Origin of the sequence: Nitrococcus mobilis Nb-231, assembly GCF_000153205.1 — a bacterium.
Lineage (GTDB): Bacteria > Pseudomonadota > Gammaproteobacteria > Nitrococcales > Nitrococcaceae > Nitrococcus > Nitrococcus mobilis.
Genome location: NZ_CH672427.1, coordinates 2411863 through 2429461, shown reverse-complemented (window position 1 = coordinate 2429461; position 17599 = coordinate 2411863). Strand labels below are relative to the sequence as shown.

Below are 17599 nucleotides of genomic sequence, written 5' to 3'. Positions count from 1 at the left end.
GGCCTATGAGCACGAGTGTCTACTTCGCGCACGGCAAAGAAAGCGGGCCCTGGGGATACAAGATCACGGCACTGGCCGAACTCGCTCGCCGCCGTGGTCTCGCTGTCGAAAGCCCGGACTTCCGCTTTACCTACGATGCCGACGAGCGAGTGCGTTATCTGTTATCCCTCAATCCACCGAGGGGTAACGCACTGGTGCTCGTCGGCTCAAGCATGGGTGGCTACGTGACCTCGGTGGCGAGCCGTACCCTCAATCCGCGGGGGCTTTTCCTGATTGCGCCCGCCTTGCTCATGCCCGGTTATCAGGTGGACACGCCGCCGTGCGCCAGCCTCGTGGAGATCGTGCACGGCTGGGCCGATGAGGTGATACCCGTTGAGCATAGCTGGCGCTTTGCGCAGCAACATCGCGTCCGCCTGCATGTGCTCGACGGTAACCATACGCTCAATGTCCACCTGCCACGGCTTGAGCGGCTGTTCGAGAACTTTCTCGACGAGCTGCAATTGTGAACTCCGCTCATCCTTGCGGATCGGCCGTCTGAACCGTTCAATCAACGGCTCGTCAAACGCAGCTCGATCCGGCGGTTGCGTGCAAGGGCTTGCGGTGAGTCGCGGGAATCGATCGGATCGTATTGGCCGTATCCCGCCGCCGCCAAGCGGTTTGGCGGCACGCCCCGGGTGACGAGATAATGCACGATGGATAAGGCGCGGGCTGTCGAGAGCTCCCAGTTGGAGGGAAATCGAGGCGTGTGAATAGGGCGCCGGTCGGTATGGCCATCGACCTGCAACACCCAGTCGACATCGCCGGGAATACGCCGGGAAACCTCCTCGAGTACGGTAGCGAGACGGTCGAGCTTATCCTTGCCTGGCGCTGCGATTTGCGCCGAACCGCTGGGGAAAAAGAGCTCGGACTGGAACATGAAGCGATCGCCGACGACCCGAATCTCCGGCACATCGCCCAGCACTTGGCGCAATCGGCCGAAGAATTCCGAGCGATAATACGACAGCTCCTTGACTTTCTTCACCAGTGCTACGTTGAGCTGCTCGCCGAGGCGTCGGAGTTGCACCTTCTGTGAAACCACCGTTTGCTTGGAACTGTGCAGCGCAGCGGCCAGCGCGCTGATCTGCTCTTGCAAGGCCTGTAGCTGCCGGCGCAATGCGCCGAGTTTGGCATCGGCCGCGGCGCTTAGCCGATGTTGGTGCGCGAGTGCCTCTTGCCGCTCCTCTATTTGAGCCACCAGATCCTGAATGCGGATATCCCTATGCTGGAGCGTCTTCTGGGCCAGCTGGGTGCGCTCCTGCGCCTCGGCAAGCAGCGCCTCAAGCGCCTTAGTACGATCCCGAGCCGCACTAAGCTGTCCCCTTGAGTGTTCAAGATGCGAAACCAACTCGCCAACCTTTGCCTCGAGCGTCTCACGCACCTTACGTAGCGTGTCTATGTCCGCCTGCAACGAGGCAATCTCGCTGAGCCGCAGCTTGAGCTGGCGCTGCGAGACATTCACTCGCTCATTGGCTTGGGCTATATCAGCCTGAAGTTGGTGGACTTTGATCTGGCTCAGCTGCAAATCGCTACGCAGTTGAGCCCGCTCCGCGAGCGTGGCATGCAGCTGTTGGTAGACGCGTGATAGCTTCGCCTCGACCTGGGCCTTGTGCTCCCGTTCGAGCGACAGCGTCTGGGCAAGCTGGTCCACCTGAGCGTGTAGCTGCTCCAATGCCTGACTCTGCCCCGTCAACACCTGGCTCAGATAGGATTGCCCGACCACGAACAGCAGTAAGACAAAGACAAACACCAGCAGAATCGTGGCCAAAGAGTCGACGAAACCCGGCCAAATATTGAGACTGTAACGGCCGCGGCGCTGCGCTTCGAACATGGCCTCTGCGTCACTGGCTCGGGGGCCGATCCGTACTGCCCAAATGGGCCACCGTGCGTGTCAGCAAGCGTACCTCTTCGCGCAGCTCGTTGTTCAGGCGTTCTCGATCCACGGTAAGTTCCTGACGCAAGTTCGTGATGCCGTGCGCGATATGACGCAGGAGCGCACTTGCCTCTTGGGCGTGCTCTTCGTTACCCGCGAGTCCATCGGCAATCCGGTCCAATAGGCCTTGCAACTCGGCCTGCATCCGAGTCAAGCCGATCAGGCCCTTCTGCTCGCTGCGTGCCTGTTCGGAGAGGTTCGCGATCTGCTCGGCGAGACTCAGTAGCTTTTGATCAGCGGCTCGCCGCTCATGCTCACTGCGCGTCATCACACGCTGCAGCTTATTCAAGCTGTCCGCGGTCTGCTCCAGCAAGGCATGGATATAGGCGGGCACGGAGCCCTCACCTTCTCCAGTGAAGGCCCCCGAGGATAATCGGGTCTGGCCGGAGAGCCATTCTTCAAGATCGTTGTAAAAACGGTTTTGGGCGTGTCCCGCCTGCAGATCGATAAAACCCAACACCAACGCGCCCGCCAAGCCGAACAGCGAGGAGCTGAAGGCAGTGCCCATACCGGAGAGCGGCCGCTGCAACCCCAACTTGAGCTCGCTGAACATGGCCGCCGCGCCTTGACCTTGCACGTCCAACTCGCCGATGACACCCGCCACGGCCCGCAAGGTCTCGAGCAGACCCCAAAACGTCCCGAGCAATCCCAGAAAAACCAGCAGTCCGACAATATAACGAGATAAGTCGCGGGCCTCATCCAGCCGGGAGCGGATTCCATCTAGCAAAGCGCGTAAGGACAGCGCCGAGAGGCTGAAGCGATCCCCATAGCGACCCGTCAGCATGCGGGCCATCGAACCAAGCAGTCGACTGCTCGGTAACGGCATCTCGCCTTCGGCGCGGCGAAAGGCTTCGATCCAGCGCACTTCGGGGGCCAGCACCAGTACCTGGCGGTAATTGATGACAAGCCCGATGCCCAACACGGCTAGGATCATGCCGTTGAAGATCGGATTCGCCATAAAGGCGCTGCGCAGCGGGACCGCCAGCATGGCACAAACGATGGCCACGGCAAGTAGAAACAGGCTCATCCAGATCAGGACACGATACGGATTACGCACTGCGGGCCTCCTGATAGGGCGGTACACTCGGCGCACCACCTCCACCGACCCCTATAGCAGTAGATTTCAAACCCGCCCCTCCTGCAGAAACCCTTGGATGCGGTCATGCCGCCACCCATCTGTTATAGTCCTGTTCCCGCATGCCAGATTAACAAAAAATACGACTCCTCAAGATCTTCATCCACCACTAGCCTAACCGCTAAAGGATCTGGGGGAGAACCGCTGCATCATGTGGATACCGTCCATGATCACACGCTGCGCCAGAGACAGCCGTTATTGTTCGGCCAGTCCCACTCGAGGCGAAGTCGGGCTTGTCCATTGCCGCCGTAGAGCTTGGCCATGACAACCCTCGACCCCGGCCCGGGACCGGAGCTGAAGCCACGCCTGCCCGACCGCCGGGCTTGGCCGCTCCTGCTCGCTCTGGCTTTGGGCGGTGTGTTGATCTATTTGTTGCGCCCCATTCTGATGCCCTTTCTCACCGGTGCCTTATTGGCTTATCTCGCCGACCCCTTGGCCGACCGTCTGGAGCGATTGCGGTTGAATCGCACATTCGCGGTCATTGTCGTATTCACTGGACTGAGCTTGGTCGGCGTCGGCGCGCTATTGCTGCTCCTGCCCATGCTCGGCAGTCAGCTCGACTCGCTACGCTCGCTGCTGCCTCAAGTGGTGGATTGGGTGCATCAGGTAGGACTGCCCTGGTTGCGCACCCACGCTGGGGTCGGCATCGAGTCGCTGGATCTGGCAACCCTACGTGGGGCGATCGCCGAGCACTGGCAATCCACTAGCAGCTTTGCGGCCAGCGTAGTCGCCCAGGCGACGAGCTCCGGCCTGGCTCTGGCCGGGTTGCTGGCCAACCTGGCCCTCATCCCCGTAGTAACCTTTTATTTACTGCGAGACTGGGATGTACTGATCGCGCGTATTCGCGACCTCTTACCGCGCCGGATGGAGCCGATCATCAGCACGCTGGCGGGCGAGTGCAATGAGGTTGTGGCGGCGTTCCTGCGCGGCCAGCTCTTGGTCATGCTCGCGCTGGGTGTGATTTACGCATTCGGTTTATGGCTGCTCGGGCTCGATCTGGCATTGCTCGTGGGGATGCTGGCGGGTATCGCCAGCATCGTGCCCTATCTCGGCTTTATCGTCGGGATCGGCTCGGCGGCATTGGCTACGGTGTTTCAGTTCAGCGACTGGCTGATGCCGCTCGGCTTGGTTTGTGGCGTGTTCTTGGTCGGTCAGCTACTCGAGAGCCTGCTGCTGACACCGTTACTGGTCGGGGATCGCATCGGCCTGCATCCCGTGGCGGTTATCTTCGCCGTGCTCGCTGGCGGGCAGCTGTTCGGCTTCAGCGGGATTTTACTGGCACTGCCGATCGCCGCGATCATCATGGTGCTGCTGCGGCATGCCCATGATCGTTACCTGCGCAGCAGCCTCTATGGTGAACCGCGGGTAGGCGGCGAACAGCAGGACTCGGAATACTGAGCCCATCCCACCCTTGGGGAAGCTTTGCCGCAAGGGGTTGCACGGCTGAAAGCCGCTGTTATCGTACCAGGGCCTGTTGAACGGTAATCCGCTATTAATTCGGACGGATCGACCCATGGCGCAAAACATCGCGCAGTGTATCGCTGAGGAACTGCAGGTAAGCTCCAAGCAAGTGGCGGCGGCGATTGATCTGCTCGATGAAGGTGCAACCGTGCCCTTCATCGCCCGCTATCGCAAAGAGGCGACCGGTGGGCTCGATGACAACCTGCTGCGTGCGCTGGAAAAACGGCTAAGCTATCAGCGCGGCATGGAAGAGCGCCGCAATGTAATTCTCAAGGCCATCGCAGAACAGGGCAAGCTCACGGCGGAGCTCGCTCGCTCGATCCGACAGGCAGACACCAAAACCCGCCTGGAAGATCTCTACCTGCCATTCAAAAAGAAACGCCGTACCAAAGGTGAAATCGCGCGCGAGGCGGGCTTGGCGCCACTCGCACAAGCCCTGTTGACTGACCCGTCGCAGGATCCGCAAACGCTGGCGGCGCATTACCTCAACCCGGCGCAAGGCATCAATGCTCCGGCAAGCGCTTTGGAAGGCGCACGGTTTATCCTCGCCGAGCGCTTCGTCGAGGACGCGGAGCTGTTGGATCGTCTGCGCGAACACGCTTGGCGGCATGGCCTGCTGATCGCCGAAGGCAGCGAGCAGGCGGGACAAAACGAGGCCAAGTTCTCCGATTACGCGCATTATCGCGAGGCCATCCGCAAAATCCCGTCTCATCGAGTGCTGGCGCTGTTTCGAGGCCGGCGCGAACGCGTGCTACGCCTTCGCCTGGTCATGCCGGATGAGCTGGATGAGCCGCGCGGTACATCCAGCGTCGGGGAACGCATGATCAGCGCCCACCTTGGCCTGCGCGAGGGCACACGGTCCGGTGATCGTTGGCTCGCCGAAGTGGTGCGATTTACTTGGCGGGTGAAGCTGCTCACCCGCTTGGAGACCGATCTGTTCGGCCGTCTCAAAACGGCGGCGGATGCAGAGGCCATCCAAGTGTTCGGCCGCAATCTGCGCGATTTGCTGCTCGCTGCGCCAGCCGGGCCGCACGTGGTGCTAGGCATCGACCCCGGCCTGCGTACGGGCTGCAAAGTCGCCATCGTGGACTCGACTGGCAAGCTATTGGCCACGACCACGGTCTATCCGCATGCACCAAGGCACCACTGGGCTGAAACGATTACCGCTCTGGCCGCGCTCGCACAAACGCATCAGGTCACACTGATCGCCATTGGCAATGGAACTGCCTCGCGCGAGACTCAGAAGCTGGTCGGCGATTTGCGCCGTGCGCATCCGCAGCTCGGTTTGACGGACATCATGGTCTCCGAAGCGGGGGCTTCGGTGTACTCTGCCTCGCAACGAGCCGCCGACGAGCTGCCGAAGCTGGACGTTTCCCTGCGCGGTGCGGTTTCCATCGCTCGCCGAGTACAGGATCCGCTTGCCGAATTGGTCAAGATCGAACCCCGCTCGATTGGCGTCGGCCAATACCAACACGACGTTGATCAAACAGAGCTCGCAAACACTCTACGAGACGTGGTCGAAGACTGCGTCAATGCCGTGGGCGTCGAGCTGAACACAGCTTCAGCCGCGCTTCTGGCGCACGTGGCCGGGCTCTCGTCGGCATTGGCCGAGCGACTGGTCGCCTACCGTGAGAGTCATACGAGCTTCCGCTGCCGAGAAGAACTCAAAGCCGTACCGCGCTTCGGTGCCAAGGCCTTCGAGCAGGCTGCCGGCTTCTTGCGGATTCGCAATGGCGAGCAACCTTTGGATGCCTCCGCCGTGCATCCCGAGGCCTACCCGTTGGTCGAGCGTATCGCCAAGACTCTAGCTTGTCCCATTCAATCGTTGATCGGTAATGCCGAACTACTGCGCACTGTCAAACCCGCCCATTTCACCGATGCACACTTTGGCATTCCCACCGTAACCGATATCCTGCGTGAGCTGGAGAAACCGGGGCGAGATCCGCGCCCGGAATTTCGCACCGCCCAGTTTCGGGATGGCGTGGAGCAACTGGGGGATCTCGCCGCCGGTATGATTCTCGAGGGCGTCGTAACCAATGTCACCAGCTTCGGTGCCTTCGTGGACATCGGTGTTCATCAAGATGGGCTAGTCCACATCTCGGCCATGGCCGAGCATTTCGTGCGCGATCCGCGCGAAGTGGCTAGGACGGGCGATGTGGTGAAGGTGCGGGTGGTGAGCGTCGATCTCGAACGCAGCCGCATCGGGCTTTCCATGCGCCTAGCCGGTGATGGGCAACGGCCGTCGCGCGACCAACGGAAAGACAACGCCAGCGCTAGGGAGCACGGCCCAGCGCCGGCCCTAACCGCCGCGTTCAAAAAGCATCAACGGTAGCAAATAGCAGACGATCGGTTATGCGCCGAGACGAGTTGCTGCCATACTGCCGATATGAGCCACGCTGGGCCAGGATACGAAGAGAATACGAATGCAAAACGTAGTGCGCATCACGCGTGAAGATGCTCTGACGGTGCTGGAAACTCAGTACGGCATTCAAGGCCATGAGATCTACCTCCTCGAGCTGATTCCGCTCATTGAGATGGTATGGGCTGACGGCCGAAGCAAACCCCCCGAGGCGGCCCTCGTCTACGAGTTCGCCTTACGGCGGCTCGCTGAGCTGGACTACGAAGCACATGGTCTGAGTGTGCTTACCGCCGGGCAAGTCAACGCCTTCGTCGAGCGCTTCCTCAACAAGCAGCCGAGTCCCACGATGCTGCGCGAGCTTCGGCAATTGGCCATGCCCGTGATTTTCGATCACTCGGATCCCGAGGTGAATAATAAACGGCGCCGGATGATCCTAGAGTACTGCCTCGATATCGGAGCCGCCACGGTACCCCGCTATCCCTATGATGCACATGAACGCTTCTCGCCACCCGAGAAAGCGCTGCTGCTGGAACTGGTCGAAGCGCTGCAGCCAACAGCTCTGGCGGCCGCTGCCTGAGCCGCTAGGGTATCGATGCGCCCCATTGTGGTTGCCGGGCACGGCAACTCACCCCGGTTCTGTAGGCTTATCACGCCCGCCTTGAAAGTTCGTATCCAAGAAGAGGCGTAACGAGCGCAGTCTCGTTGATGGCAGCCGAGCCTGCGCTTCGATTAGCCAGAATTAATTGCGTCTCACACATAAGTGCGCCCTTTCCAGCGCGAGCGTATGCCGCGCCAGTAGCGTACGGCCGACGTCCAAGTCATGGCCAGATACAGCATAGCGATGATCGGCAACAGCAGCGCCCACAGCGGGCTCAATCGATAGTACAGCAGCGTCGGTAGATAGCTTACGCACAAAGCGGACCAACCGAGCAGACCGACCCATCGAACCATCCCCTCCCCCAAGGCCAACCCGACCACAGGACCCCAGAAACCGATCATCATTATGAGCGTGCACGCAAACAGGAGGACGGTCGAGTAGCGCAACTGAGTAAAGGCCGAACGCGCGACCATATTCCAGAGCTCGCTCAGGCGCCGGTAGCTGCGCAGACTCCACGCGCTGCGCGTCAGACCGATCCAGGTCAGCCCTCCGGCCACCTTGACTCGCCGCGCCAGAGTACAGTCATCGATGAGCGCACCACGCAGGGCCGCAAAACCGCCGATGCGATGCAAGGCCTCGGTACGCAGCAGGATGCAACCACCCGCGGCGGCGGCAAAACGCGCCGAGCCGGAATTGGCGAGCCGAAACGGATACAACAATTTGAAAAAAAAGATAAACGCCGGGATGAGCAGCCGCTCCCAAAAAGCCTGCATGCGCAACCACGGCATGACCGAGATCAAATCCAAGCCCTGCTGCAGAAGGCGAGCACGCAATATGGCCACCAGCCCGGGAGCCAGCACGATATCGGCATCGAGCAACAAGGTAAATGGCGTGTGAACTCGCTGCAGCCCTTGCTCCAAGGCCCAAAGCTTGCCGGCCCAACCTTCCGGCAGCGGCCGACCAGCGATAACCTCGAGGCGCAGAGCTGGCAACGCGGGAATGGCCGCTACGGTAGCGTCCGTAGACTGATCGTCGACGATCACGACCCGCAAATCCTTGCCCTGCGCGCCGAGTGCAGACAAACAGCGAGCGATCACCTGCACTTCGTTGCGCGCTGGAATCAAAACCGTGATATCACGTAGATCAGCGCCCTGCCCGACATCGCCCCAGGCCTCATCCAGGCGTTCCTGTGTGCTCCAGGGTCGCCACGGCGCGGCGAGCACGCTCAGCCATAAAACCGCCCCCAACAAAGCCGAATAAGCCGTCCAGAGCACCTTGAACGCGACGCTCCCTGAATCAGCGCTGCGCCCCGGACCGCACAGCCGCGCGCGACTCGCTCTGGGTGATGCGCTCCACTGGTATCCGAACCTCATCGGCGCGGGCCGCAAACTCCTCCCGGATATAACGAATCGGCACCTCCGGTGCCATCGGACCTCGAGTACGCGGGCCACGCAAGCTCACCCCAAGCGCTTTCCAAGGGTGCAACAGAGTGTCGGCTACCGCGCTTCCCTCATAACCGCAGTGGGCCATGCAGTTGTCGCATTTCGGGTTTCGTCCGGTGCCATAGCGCTCCCAGTCGGTCTCCTCCATGAGTTCCTTGAACGTAGCTGCGTAGCCTTCATCCGCCAGAAGGTAGCACGGTCTTTGCCAGCCGAAGACATTGTAGGTGGGATTGCTCCAGGGCGTGCACTCGTAGGTTTGATTGCCCGCCAAGAAATCCAAGAACAACGCGGAATGGCTCAGCGGCCACCGCCGGCGACGGCGGTAGCCACGACGGAAGACCTCACGAAACAAGTGCTTGCTCTGGCTGCGAGCTAGAAAAACATCATCGCGCGGTGCGCGCTCGTAGCTATAGCCTGGGGATACTGTAATACCCTCGACGCCGAGTTCGGTAACAAAGTCGAAGAAATCGGCGACCGCGGCCGGGTCTTCGCCCTGAAAAAGGGTACAGTTGATGTTGACCCGAAACCCGCGATCCCTCGCCTTGCGGATGGCGGCGACCGCCTTGTCGAACACACCTTCCTGACAAACCGATTCGTCGTGCCGCTCGCGGTTGCCGTCCAAATGCACCGAGAACGTCAGATACGGTGAGGGCCGGTAGTCATCCAGCTTCTTCGCCAACAAAATTGCGTTCGTACAGAGATAGACGAATTTTTTGCGTGCGATGATCCCCTCGACGATGCGCGGCATTTCTTTGTGGATCAAGGGCTCGCCTCCGGGAATGGAGACCACGGGCGCATTGCACTCGTCCACCGCGCCGAGTGCCTGCTCAACACTCAAGCGCTTGCGCAAAATCTCGCTGGGATAATCAATCTTGCCGCAACCGGCACACGCCAGATTGCACTGGAACAACGGCTCAAGCATCAACACCAGCGGGTAACGCCGTTCGCCCTTGAGTCGCTTGGAGAGAATATAACGACCGATCCGATACTTCTGGATCAGCGGGATGCCCATAATAAACTTCCTTCCCTAGACCGAAGAGGGGTAAGTAAAATTCAAATGCTCGCACCGCTCGGTCAATCCAACATGGGTGGTAACCGGAAGCGCGTCGCTTCCTTCACGCCATCGAGCTCCGCGACTGCATCGGCGCCAAGCGCGCGCAATCGCTCGAGTACCCTCTGCACCAGCACTTCCGGGGCCGACGCCCCCGCGGTTATACCTACCCGGGTACAGGCAGAGAACCACTCCGGCTCCAGATCATCCTCAGTCTGCACCAGGTAGGAACGAACTCCCATCTGTTCGCCAACCTCGCGCAAACGATTGGAATTGGAGCTGTTGCGAGCCCCGACCACGAGCAACACATCGACTTGCGCGGTCAGCTCACGCACCGCATTCTGACGATTTTGAGTAGCGTAACAGATGTCGTTCAGACCGGGGCCCTGAATTTTCGGGAATCGGGCCTTGAGCGCCGTGACAACCTCATGGGTGTCATCGAGACTCAAGGTCGTCTGAGTGACGTAGGCGAGCGCCTGCGGATCCTGAACTTGCAATGCATCGACGTCCTCCAACGTTGCAATCACGTGCACCGGCCCGTCCACTCGACCGCGGGTGCCCTGCACTTCAGGGTGTCCGCCATGGCCTATGATGATGAGTTCACGACCCGCGTCACGATAGCGCTGCGCCTGCCGATGGACTTTGGTTACCAGTGGGCAGGTCGCATCGATCACCCGCAGGCCCCGCCCACGCGCTCGCTGGGCTACGGCATTGGCAACCCCGTGAGCGCTGAATATGATGACCGATTGCGCGGGAACCTCCTCCACGGACTCCACGAAGATTGCGCCACGCTCGCTGAGATCCCGTACCACATGCTGATTGTGCACGATCTCGTGCAACACGTAGACCGGGGCGCCGTGGAGTGCCAAAGCACTTTCGACGATCTCGACGGCGCGAACCACGCCGGCACAAAATCCACGGGGTTGAGCCAATATCACATCCATTGCACACACGGCTCAGTATCGGGTCCGACAGTTTGTCGACAATTTTGCCACACTCCTAGCGGCGGGACTGTGGTAGTTTTGCGTCCCATCGACTCGTCGGCGCAACGGCGGCAACAATGCCCAGAGCAACAAACCGCGCGCGTTATGTCACGTGTAGCACTAGACCGCTTGACCATTCAAGCCTAAGTTGGCAGATGAAGTCGATTTTCTATGCCCCTGTAGTGCAACCTGATTCGCAACTGGTGGCATAACGGCCGATTGTGCTGGCGGTAGCTGTTCATCGCAACCACAGTCACAATAGGCGCCAAAGAAACGATCAAGGTTAACCGCTGAGTATGGAAGGTGTTCGCTATGGCGCACTCCCTGCTGGAATCCGTGATGTATCCCGAGGCCCTTCGGCAACTGCCCGAATCGCAGCTGCCGGTTCTCGCGCGGGAGCTGCGGGAATTTTTGCTGGAGACGGTTTCCGGTAACGGTGGCCATCTCGGCGCCGGACTCGGTGCCGTAGAGCTGACCATCGCGCTGCATTACGTATTTGAAACCCCGGACGACCGTCTGGTATGGGATGTTGGACATCAAGCTTATCCACACAAGATTCTGACCGGCCGGCGGGAGCGGCTGCACACGATCCGCAAGCACGGCGGCCTGGCGCCTTTTCCGCACCGCGACGAAAGCCCGTATGACACGTTCGCCGTAGGCCATGCAGGCACCGCGATCGGCGCGGCACTCGGCATGGCCCTCGCCGCCGCGCAGCATAATTCGCAACGGCGGGCCGTGGCCGTGCTCGGCGATGGTGGCATGACCTGCGGAATGGCCTATGAAGCCCTCAACCATGCGGGTGATCGGCATCCGGATCTGCTGGTGATCCTCAACGACAATGAAATGTCCATCTCGCGCAATGTCGGCGGTCTGACCAACTATCTCGCCCGCTGTGCTTCGAGCCGGCAGTACACAGCGTTGCGCGAAGGCGGCAAACGTATCCTGCAGACGGTACCGCCGATGTGGGAACTCGCCAAACGGGTCGAAACCCACACCAAGGGATTGGTCGTGCCCGGCACGCTGTTCGAGGAGCTCGGCTTTCGCTATTTTGGACCGATCGATGGCCACCATCTGCCAACGCTGATCCACACGCTGCGCAATCTGCGCATGCAGCAAGGGCCGCGGCTATTGCACGTCGTGACCCGCAAAGGCAAAGGCTACCCACCGGCGGAGGCCGATCAGGTCCAATACCATGGTGTCTCGCCGTTCGACCCCAAGGTTGGAATACGCAAATCGAGCACGCCCCCCTCAAGCCCGACCTACAGCCAGGTATTCGGCGACTGGCTTTGCGACATGGCGGTCCGCGATCAGCGCTTGGTCGCCATCACCCCCGCGATGCGCGAAGGCTCAGGGTTGGTGCGTTTTTCCGAGTGCTTTCCGGAGCGTTACTTCGACACCGCCATAGCCGAGCAACACAGCGTAACGCTTGCCGCCGGCATGGCCGCCGATGGCTTGAAGCCTGTGGTGGCTATTTATTCCACCTTCCTGCAACGGGCCTATGATCAGCTCATCCACGATGTGGCGCTGCAGAATCTGCCGGTACTCTTTGCGGTGGACCGAGCCGGGGCGGTAGGCGCCGATGGCGCAACCCACCAAGGCGCCTTTGACCTGAGCTTTATGCGCTGCGTACCGAACATGGTCATTATGGCGCCGGCGGATGAGCACGAGTGTCGACAGATGCTTTATACCGGTTTCCTGCTCGACGGACCGGCAGCCGTGCGCTACCCGCGCGGCAAAGGCACGGGAGTGGCGATCGGCTCGGAGATGCGCGCGCTGCCGATCGGCAAGGCGCAGATACGCCGGTCGGGTTCAGGTATTGCCATACTAGCCTTCGGCACTCTCCTATCGGCATGTCTACAGGTGGGCGAGCGCTTGGGAGCAACCGTGGTCAATATGCGTTTCGTAAAGCCGCTGGATACGAAGCTGCTCACCGAACTTGCCGCGGGTCACGACCTCATCGTAACCGTCGAGGACAATGTCATCGCCGCAGGCGCGGGCAGTGCGGTCGGCGAGGCTTTGGCCAAAGAAGGCATCAGTATTCCGTTGCTGCAGCTCGGGCTACCCGATCGCTTTATCGATCACGCCAGCCAGGAAGAGCAGTTAACGGAGCTTGGACTCGATGCCGACGGAATCCTGGCCACACTGCAAAACGATAGCCGAGCACAGCATATAGTCGGCGCACAGCCCCGCCGCAAACCCCGGATATATGGCCCGGGAAAGATCAGCTCAGACACCCAAAAGCACCCGGCGGCTAAGCCTTAAAGAGGCTCGTCGCTGATTGAGGAAGCAAAAAAAACGGTGACAATGGTCAAGAGAACAGAGGAGCCAGCATCCCCGGCCAATCTTTCTATAACTTGTTGAAATATATGTATTTCGTGCTTTTAGATTTGCAAAAAACTCCAGAAAATATACTTCTAAATCAGTTTGTTAAGCGTTGACCGGGAATTACTGCATGGGGGCAGAATTCAAGACGGTAATGGGAGGCTGCCCTCAGCTGCGGCCGAGAGCCAAACACCACGATCCGTCACTATCGGCGCGATCCGTCGTAAGGTCGAAGTGGCGATCCGAGCATTCCAAGCAAGCTCGAGCAATGGCCACAGTACGCTTGGCCGGCGGATCAGGAGGCCGGCCAGGCCGGATAGACGCACTCCTCCATCGCTCGTCACGAGCTCGGCAAGCACCGGGGGCAGCGCCATAGCAGCCGGGTCCACGACCACCCGCAGCACCAATAACGGCAATCGGTGCTGGCTTGCCACCCAAGCGATGCCACCGCTCTCCATATCGACCGCAACCGCCGCATAACGGCGACGCAATGCAGTCTTGTCCGCCGAGGTTGCGACGATGTTCTCGCTCGCAAGTAGCGGTGCTTCGAGCGCCGCCACCTGTCGCGGGAGAACGGAGAGGATGCGTTGCCGCCAACCTTTGTCGGTAGGATATTCTCCACCGCGAGCAACCACTACCCGATCGGTAGCGATCAGCGTACCGGGGGCAATCCCGGGATCCAGCCCACCCGCCAACCCCCAACTGACCAATTGCGTAGCGCCTCGCGCCACCAATTGCTCGGCCATGCGCTGTGCACGTATGGCGCCGGGGCCTGATACCCCCAGCATTGCCTCAGCGGGCAGTGCATTCCGCCATCCAAACAACCCGCGGCGACTTGGCAGGCAGCGGGCTTCGACCGCCAGGGCGCTCACTATGCCGATTCGGCTCACGCGTCGTTGTCCAAAACACAGTTTCGATAACGAGCCAGCGCCATCAATGGGAAATACGCGTCATAACCATGATATTTGAGATAAAAGACCCGCGGAAATCCCGGCGCTGTAAACCAAGGGCAGTACCAAAGCCCATCGGGGCGCTGGTGGCGTAGCAGATATTCCACCCCCCGCCATACTTCGGGCGAGCGGCATTCCCCTGCGGCAATAAGCGCAAGCACCGCCCAAGCCGTCTGAAACGGTGTGCTCTCGTCGGCTTGCCTATCTTGGGGCCGGTGGTCCAGATAGGTATCGTTGCTCTCTCCCCAACCGCCGTCATCCCGCTGCACGCTCTTCAACCAAATCACGGCCTTGCGCACCCAGGGTGCATTAAAATCGTAGCCGAGTTGCTCGAGTGCGGTCAGAACCGACCACGTGCCGTAGATATAATTGGTACCCCAGCGCCCGTACCAGCAACCCTCGGCTTCCTGCTCACGATGCAGAAACGCAACGGCGCGATTCAAAGCACTACGATCGTGCACTTCCCCATCCAAACTACCGAGCAATGCCACTACGCGGGCGGTCACATCGCTCGTCGGCGGGTCAAGCAAAGCGCCGTGGTCGGCGAACGGGATTTCGTTGAGGTAATAGCGCGTATTATCGGAGTCGAATGCCGCAAAGCCGCCGTTGGCGGATTGCATACCGAGCAACCAAACTGTCGCCCGGCGAATGGCAGCACCATAGCGCTCGGGGTCCGAGGCGCGCTGCATAGCCCAGGCCACAATGGCGGTGTCATCCAGATCCGGGTAATGATCGTTGCGAAACTGAAACGGCCATCCCCCACCCGGAAGGCTCGGGTGCTGCTCAGACCAGTCTCCCGGTGTATCCAACAACTGACGGGCCTGCAGCCAATCCAAGGCGTGGCGAACCTGCGCGCTGCTGCTGCCACGGTCGGCTTCCTGCAGGGCGAGACAAGCCAGCGCAGTATCCCAAATCGGGGATAAGCAGGGCTGACAGTAAGCTCGATCAGCTTGTTCGACTACCAGATCGCGCAATCCCTTGCGAACCTGCTGTCGAAGAGGATGATCGGCTGCATACCCCAACAGTTCAAGCGCTTCGTAAGAGTTGACCATGGCCGGGAAAATCGCGCCTAAGCCGTGCTCACCGTTGAGACGCGTTATAAACCACTCGGCGGCCCGGCGTAAGGCCTTGGCACGCACTGCTCGGGGAATGAACGGCTCGATGCGCCGCCCCAGCGCATCGAGGGTAATAAACAGGCGGTTAAGGCGAGAACGCGCCTTGAAATATCCGGTCTCAAGCTGCGGATCGGTAACGAAGAGCTCGCTGATATGTATCGCGCGCGGATTGCGCGCCCGCGGCTTGTGCGCGGCCAGAATGAACAAAGGCACCATAACCGTGCGCGACCAATAGGAGACCTTGCTCAGATGGAACGGAAACCAACGGGGTAAAAGCAGGATCTCCGGCGGCATAAACGGCACGCCGCGCCAGGGGATTTCACCAAAAAGAGCCAGGGCGATGTGTGTGAAGACATTGGCGTTGACCGCTCCACCGCGCTCGAGGACAGCCTTGCGCGCGCGGCGCATATGCGCCGCCTCGGGGTCGTCCCCGGCCAACTTCAAGGCGAAATACGCCTTTACCGAGCAGCTAATATCCATGGCACCGCCATAGTAGAGCGGCCAACCGCCTTCCTGGAGCTGACATTCACGGATATAGCGGGCCAGCTTCAGCTCCAGCGCCGCCTCGAGCTCCCCGGTGTAATGCATCATCATGATGTACTCGGCCGGGATGGTGCAGTCGGCTTCGAGCTCAAAACACCAGTAACCGTCCGGGTGCAGATGGGCCAACAAAGCCGCGCGAGCCGCAAGGATCGCCTCTTCGATCGCTTGCGAGCCAAGATCCCATGGATAAGCGACACCGCCTACCCCCCCAGAGATCAGCTCGGGCTGTTGCTCCATCGATCTCATACAGTTCTCCAACTAAAGACGCGCAGGAACCAGACGCAGGCGATCATGGAAAAGAGCAGGTCAGACCCTGACCTGCCTACGTTCCACCACCGTGCAATCCACACTGCGTAATGGTAATCCGCGGGCCGCCCAGTCGAAGAGGCGCCGCAACATGGTATCCCGCCCGGCTGCCAAGCCGAAGCTCAGCATTGTTGCGCGAACGGCGCGGCGCGATATCTTCACCTCACTGCCCGAACGGTAAGCGGGATTGGCGTTCAGCCGCTGCAGGGTAAGCGCCGCCATCGCCAGCGCCCATAGACAAAACCGCCGGATACCAACCTCGCCCGGAGGAAGCAACTGCACGTAGGCCAACGCGTTGCGAAGATGGCCATGAGCCCGCGCCACCAACTCTTGAATCCCGGCACCGAAAGCCGGATCATAATGCGCTTCGCTCAAATCGCACAGCTCGAACCCAAACTGCTGGAATACATCACGGGGCAACCAGCACGCACCCCGCCGGCGATCCTCCCATACGTCCTTTAGTATGTTGGTCATCTGCAGACCCGCGCCGAACGAAACGCTTAGGGCACGCAATCGCTCTCGTTGATGGGCAATGTCGACGGAATATTGGCAAAACAAATCCGTCAGCATCTCTCCGACCACGCCAGCAACGTAATAACAGTAACGCTCGAACTCGAATATGTCGTCGAGTCCACCCTGCCGTCGATTACGCTGGAACCAAGGCATTCCTTCGCACATGATCCGCACACATCGCTCCAGAGCAGCTCGCTCCTTTGCGGGCAGCGAATGGGTGATCGCGATGACCCCGGGCAATTGCCGGATGAGCTCGCGTTCATCGGCCGACATCGTCTCGGAGAGCATGGGGTAGAGATCGGCCGCGAAACGACTGGGCGGTTCACCTTCCCCTGCGACGATGACGTTGAAGCGGTCATGAAAGCTCTGCTTCTGCCGAGCACTCAAGGTAGGCTCGTCCTCAATCGTATCCGCAATCCGGCACAGCAGATAAGCATTGGTGACCGAGGTTCGAAGCGGCTCGGGAAGCTGCGGAATGGTAAGAGCAAACGTGCGCGAAACACCCGGCAACAGTTGCTGCTGGGAAACCCCCACACTCCCACCTCGCGGATATTGCTGGTCGCTGGCTTGCATATCGGGCTTTTTTCACTCCATGATATGGCAGAGCAGGCTAGCGGCTAAAAGCTCGACGTGTTCGCTCGCTTGCCGTGTCCTCGGATCGCTCCCTCACGAAGGGCCGAGTGTATCGATCGTGAATTATCCAAATTATCTTATTCAACCCGGCAATTATCTTACCCAACCCTGTGCCAGCCGTAAGAAGTGTAAGCTGCGCAACGGACAGTGGCAAATGAACCGCATCGGCCGGGTGCGCCGCCGCGTGTGCATGCATCACATACCCATCCTACGGACCGC

The 17599-nt window shown here is 60.2% G+C and carries 13 protein-coding genes; 5 read left to right on the top strand and 8 right to left on the bottom strand.

What is annotated here, in order from left to right; genetic code table 11:
• Window positions 1-5: 5 nt before the first annotated feature.
• Entirely contained in the window at window positions 6-506 is a 501-nt protein-coding gene (locus NB231_RS11020; RefSeq protein ID WP_005002735.1) for an alpha/beta fold hydrolase, read from the top strand.
• A 41-nt stretch (window positions 507-547) separates the two neighbouring features.
• Here the strand turns inward: NB231_RS11020 and NB231_RS11015 are convergent, their stop codons facing one another.
• Together NB231_RS11015 and NB231_RS11010 are read right to left on the bottom strand one after the other, a co-directional pair.
• Window positions 548-1867: a peptidoglycan -binding protein gene (locus NB231_RS11015; RefSeq protein WP_005002734.1), complete on the bottom strand. Its 1320-nt coding sequence runs from the start codon at window positions 1865-1867 to the stop codon at window positions 548-550.
• A gap of 10 nt (window positions 1868-1877) precedes the next feature.
• Window positions 1878-3026 (bottom strand): coiled-coil domain-containing protein, encoded by a 1149-nt coding sequence (locus NB231_RS11010; protein ID WP_040662235.1) that lies wholly within the window; start codon window positions 3024-3026, stop codon window positions 1878-1880.
• Between the two features lie 339 nt (window positions 3027-3365).
• On the opposite strand from NB231_RS11010, the gene NB231_RS11005 reads away from it, so the two are divergent.
• The 3 genes from NB231_RS11005 to NB231_RS10995 all read left to right on the top strand — a co-directional run bounded on the left by NB231_RS11005 (window position 3366) and on the right by NB231_RS10995 (window position 7501).
• Window positions 3366-4502 carry an AI-2E family transporter gene (locus NB231_RS11005; protein ID WP_005002731.1) on the top strand — a complete coding sequence of 379 codons (1137 nt, stop codon included), beginning with the start codon at window positions 3366-3368 and terminating at the stop codon, window positions 4500-4502.
• A gap of 115 nt (window positions 4503-4617) precedes the next feature.
• The gene (locus tag NB231_RS11000; RefSeq protein ID WP_005002730.1) at window positions 4618-6897 is read left to right on the top strand and encodes a Tex family protein; all 2280 of its coding nucleotides are present in this window, start codon (window positions 4618-4620) and stop codon (window positions 6895-6897) included.
• 91 nt (window positions 6898-6988) lie between these two features.
• Window positions 6989-7501 (top strand): hypothetical protein, encoded by a 513-nt coding sequence (locus NB231_RS10995; RefSeq protein WP_005002727.1) that lies wholly within the window; start codon window positions 6989-6991, stop codon window positions 7499-7501.
• Between the two features lie 173 nt (window positions 7502-7674).
• On the opposite strand, the gene NB231_RS10990 is transcribed toward NB231_RS10995, so the two are convergent.
• The 3 genes from NB231_RS10990 to ispH all read right to left on the bottom strand — a co-directional run bounded on the left by NB231_RS10990 (window position 7675) and on the right by ispH (window position 10959).
• On the bottom strand, window positions 7675-8796 hold the full coding sequence (locus NB231_RS10990; RefSeq protein WP_005002725.1) for a glycosyltransferase: 1122 nt from the start codon (window positions 8794-8796) through the stop codon (window positions 7675-7677).
• A 22-nt stretch (window positions 8797-8818) separates the two neighbouring features.
• Window positions 8819-9976 carry an adenosyl-hopene transferase HpnH gene (gene hpnH / locus NB231_RS10985; protein WP_005002723.1) on the bottom strand — a complete coding sequence of 386 codons (1158 nt, stop codon included), beginning with the start codon at window positions 9974-9976 and terminating at the stop codon, window positions 8819-8821.
• 62 nt (window positions 9977-10038) lie between these two features.
• A complete protein-coding gene (gene ispH, locus NB231_RS10980; RefSeq protein ID WP_005002722.1) occupies window positions 10039-10959 on the bottom strand; it encodes a 4-hydroxy-3-methylbut-2-enyl diphosphate reductase in 921 nt (306 codons plus the stop codon).
• A gap of 351 nt (window positions 10960-11310) precedes the next feature.
• Between ispH and dxs the strand changes: the two genes are divergently transcribed.
• Window positions 11311-13260 (top strand): 1-deoxy-D-xylulose-5-phosphate synthase, encoded by a 1950-nt coding sequence (gene dxs / locus NB231_RS10975; RefSeq protein ID WP_005002721.1) that lies wholly within the window; start codon window positions 11311-11313, stop codon window positions 13258-13260.
• Window positions 13261-13463: 203 nt separating this feature from the next.
• On the opposite strand, the gene NB231_RS10970 is transcribed toward dxs, so the two are convergent.
• Genes NB231_RS10970 through NB231_RS10960 form a run of 3 tightly spaced genes read right to left on the bottom strand, consistent with a single transcriptional unit; the run spans window position 13464 to window position 17281 of the window.
• Window positions 13464-14210: a phosphorylase family protein gene (locus NB231_RS10970; protein ID WP_005002720.1), complete on the bottom strand. Its 747-nt coding sequence runs from the start codon at window positions 14208-14210 to the stop codon at window positions 13464-13466.
• Window positions 14207-16174 carry a squalene--hopene cyclase gene (gene shc, locus NB231_RS10965; RefSeq protein WP_156776984.1) on the bottom strand — a complete coding sequence of 656 codons (1968 nt, stop codon included), beginning with the start codon at window positions 16172-16174 and terminating at the stop codon, window positions 14207-14209. Before shc ends, NB231_RS10970 begins: the two co-directional genes overlap by 4 nt.
• Window positions 16175-16234: 60 nt before the next feature.
• Window positions 16235-17281, bottom strand: coding sequence for a phytoene/squalene synthase family protein (locus tag NB231_RS10960; RefSeq protein WP_198007288.1), 1047 nt, complete (start codon window positions 17279-17281; stop codon window positions 16235-16237).
• Between the last annotated feature and the right edge of the window lie 318 nt (window positions 17282-17599).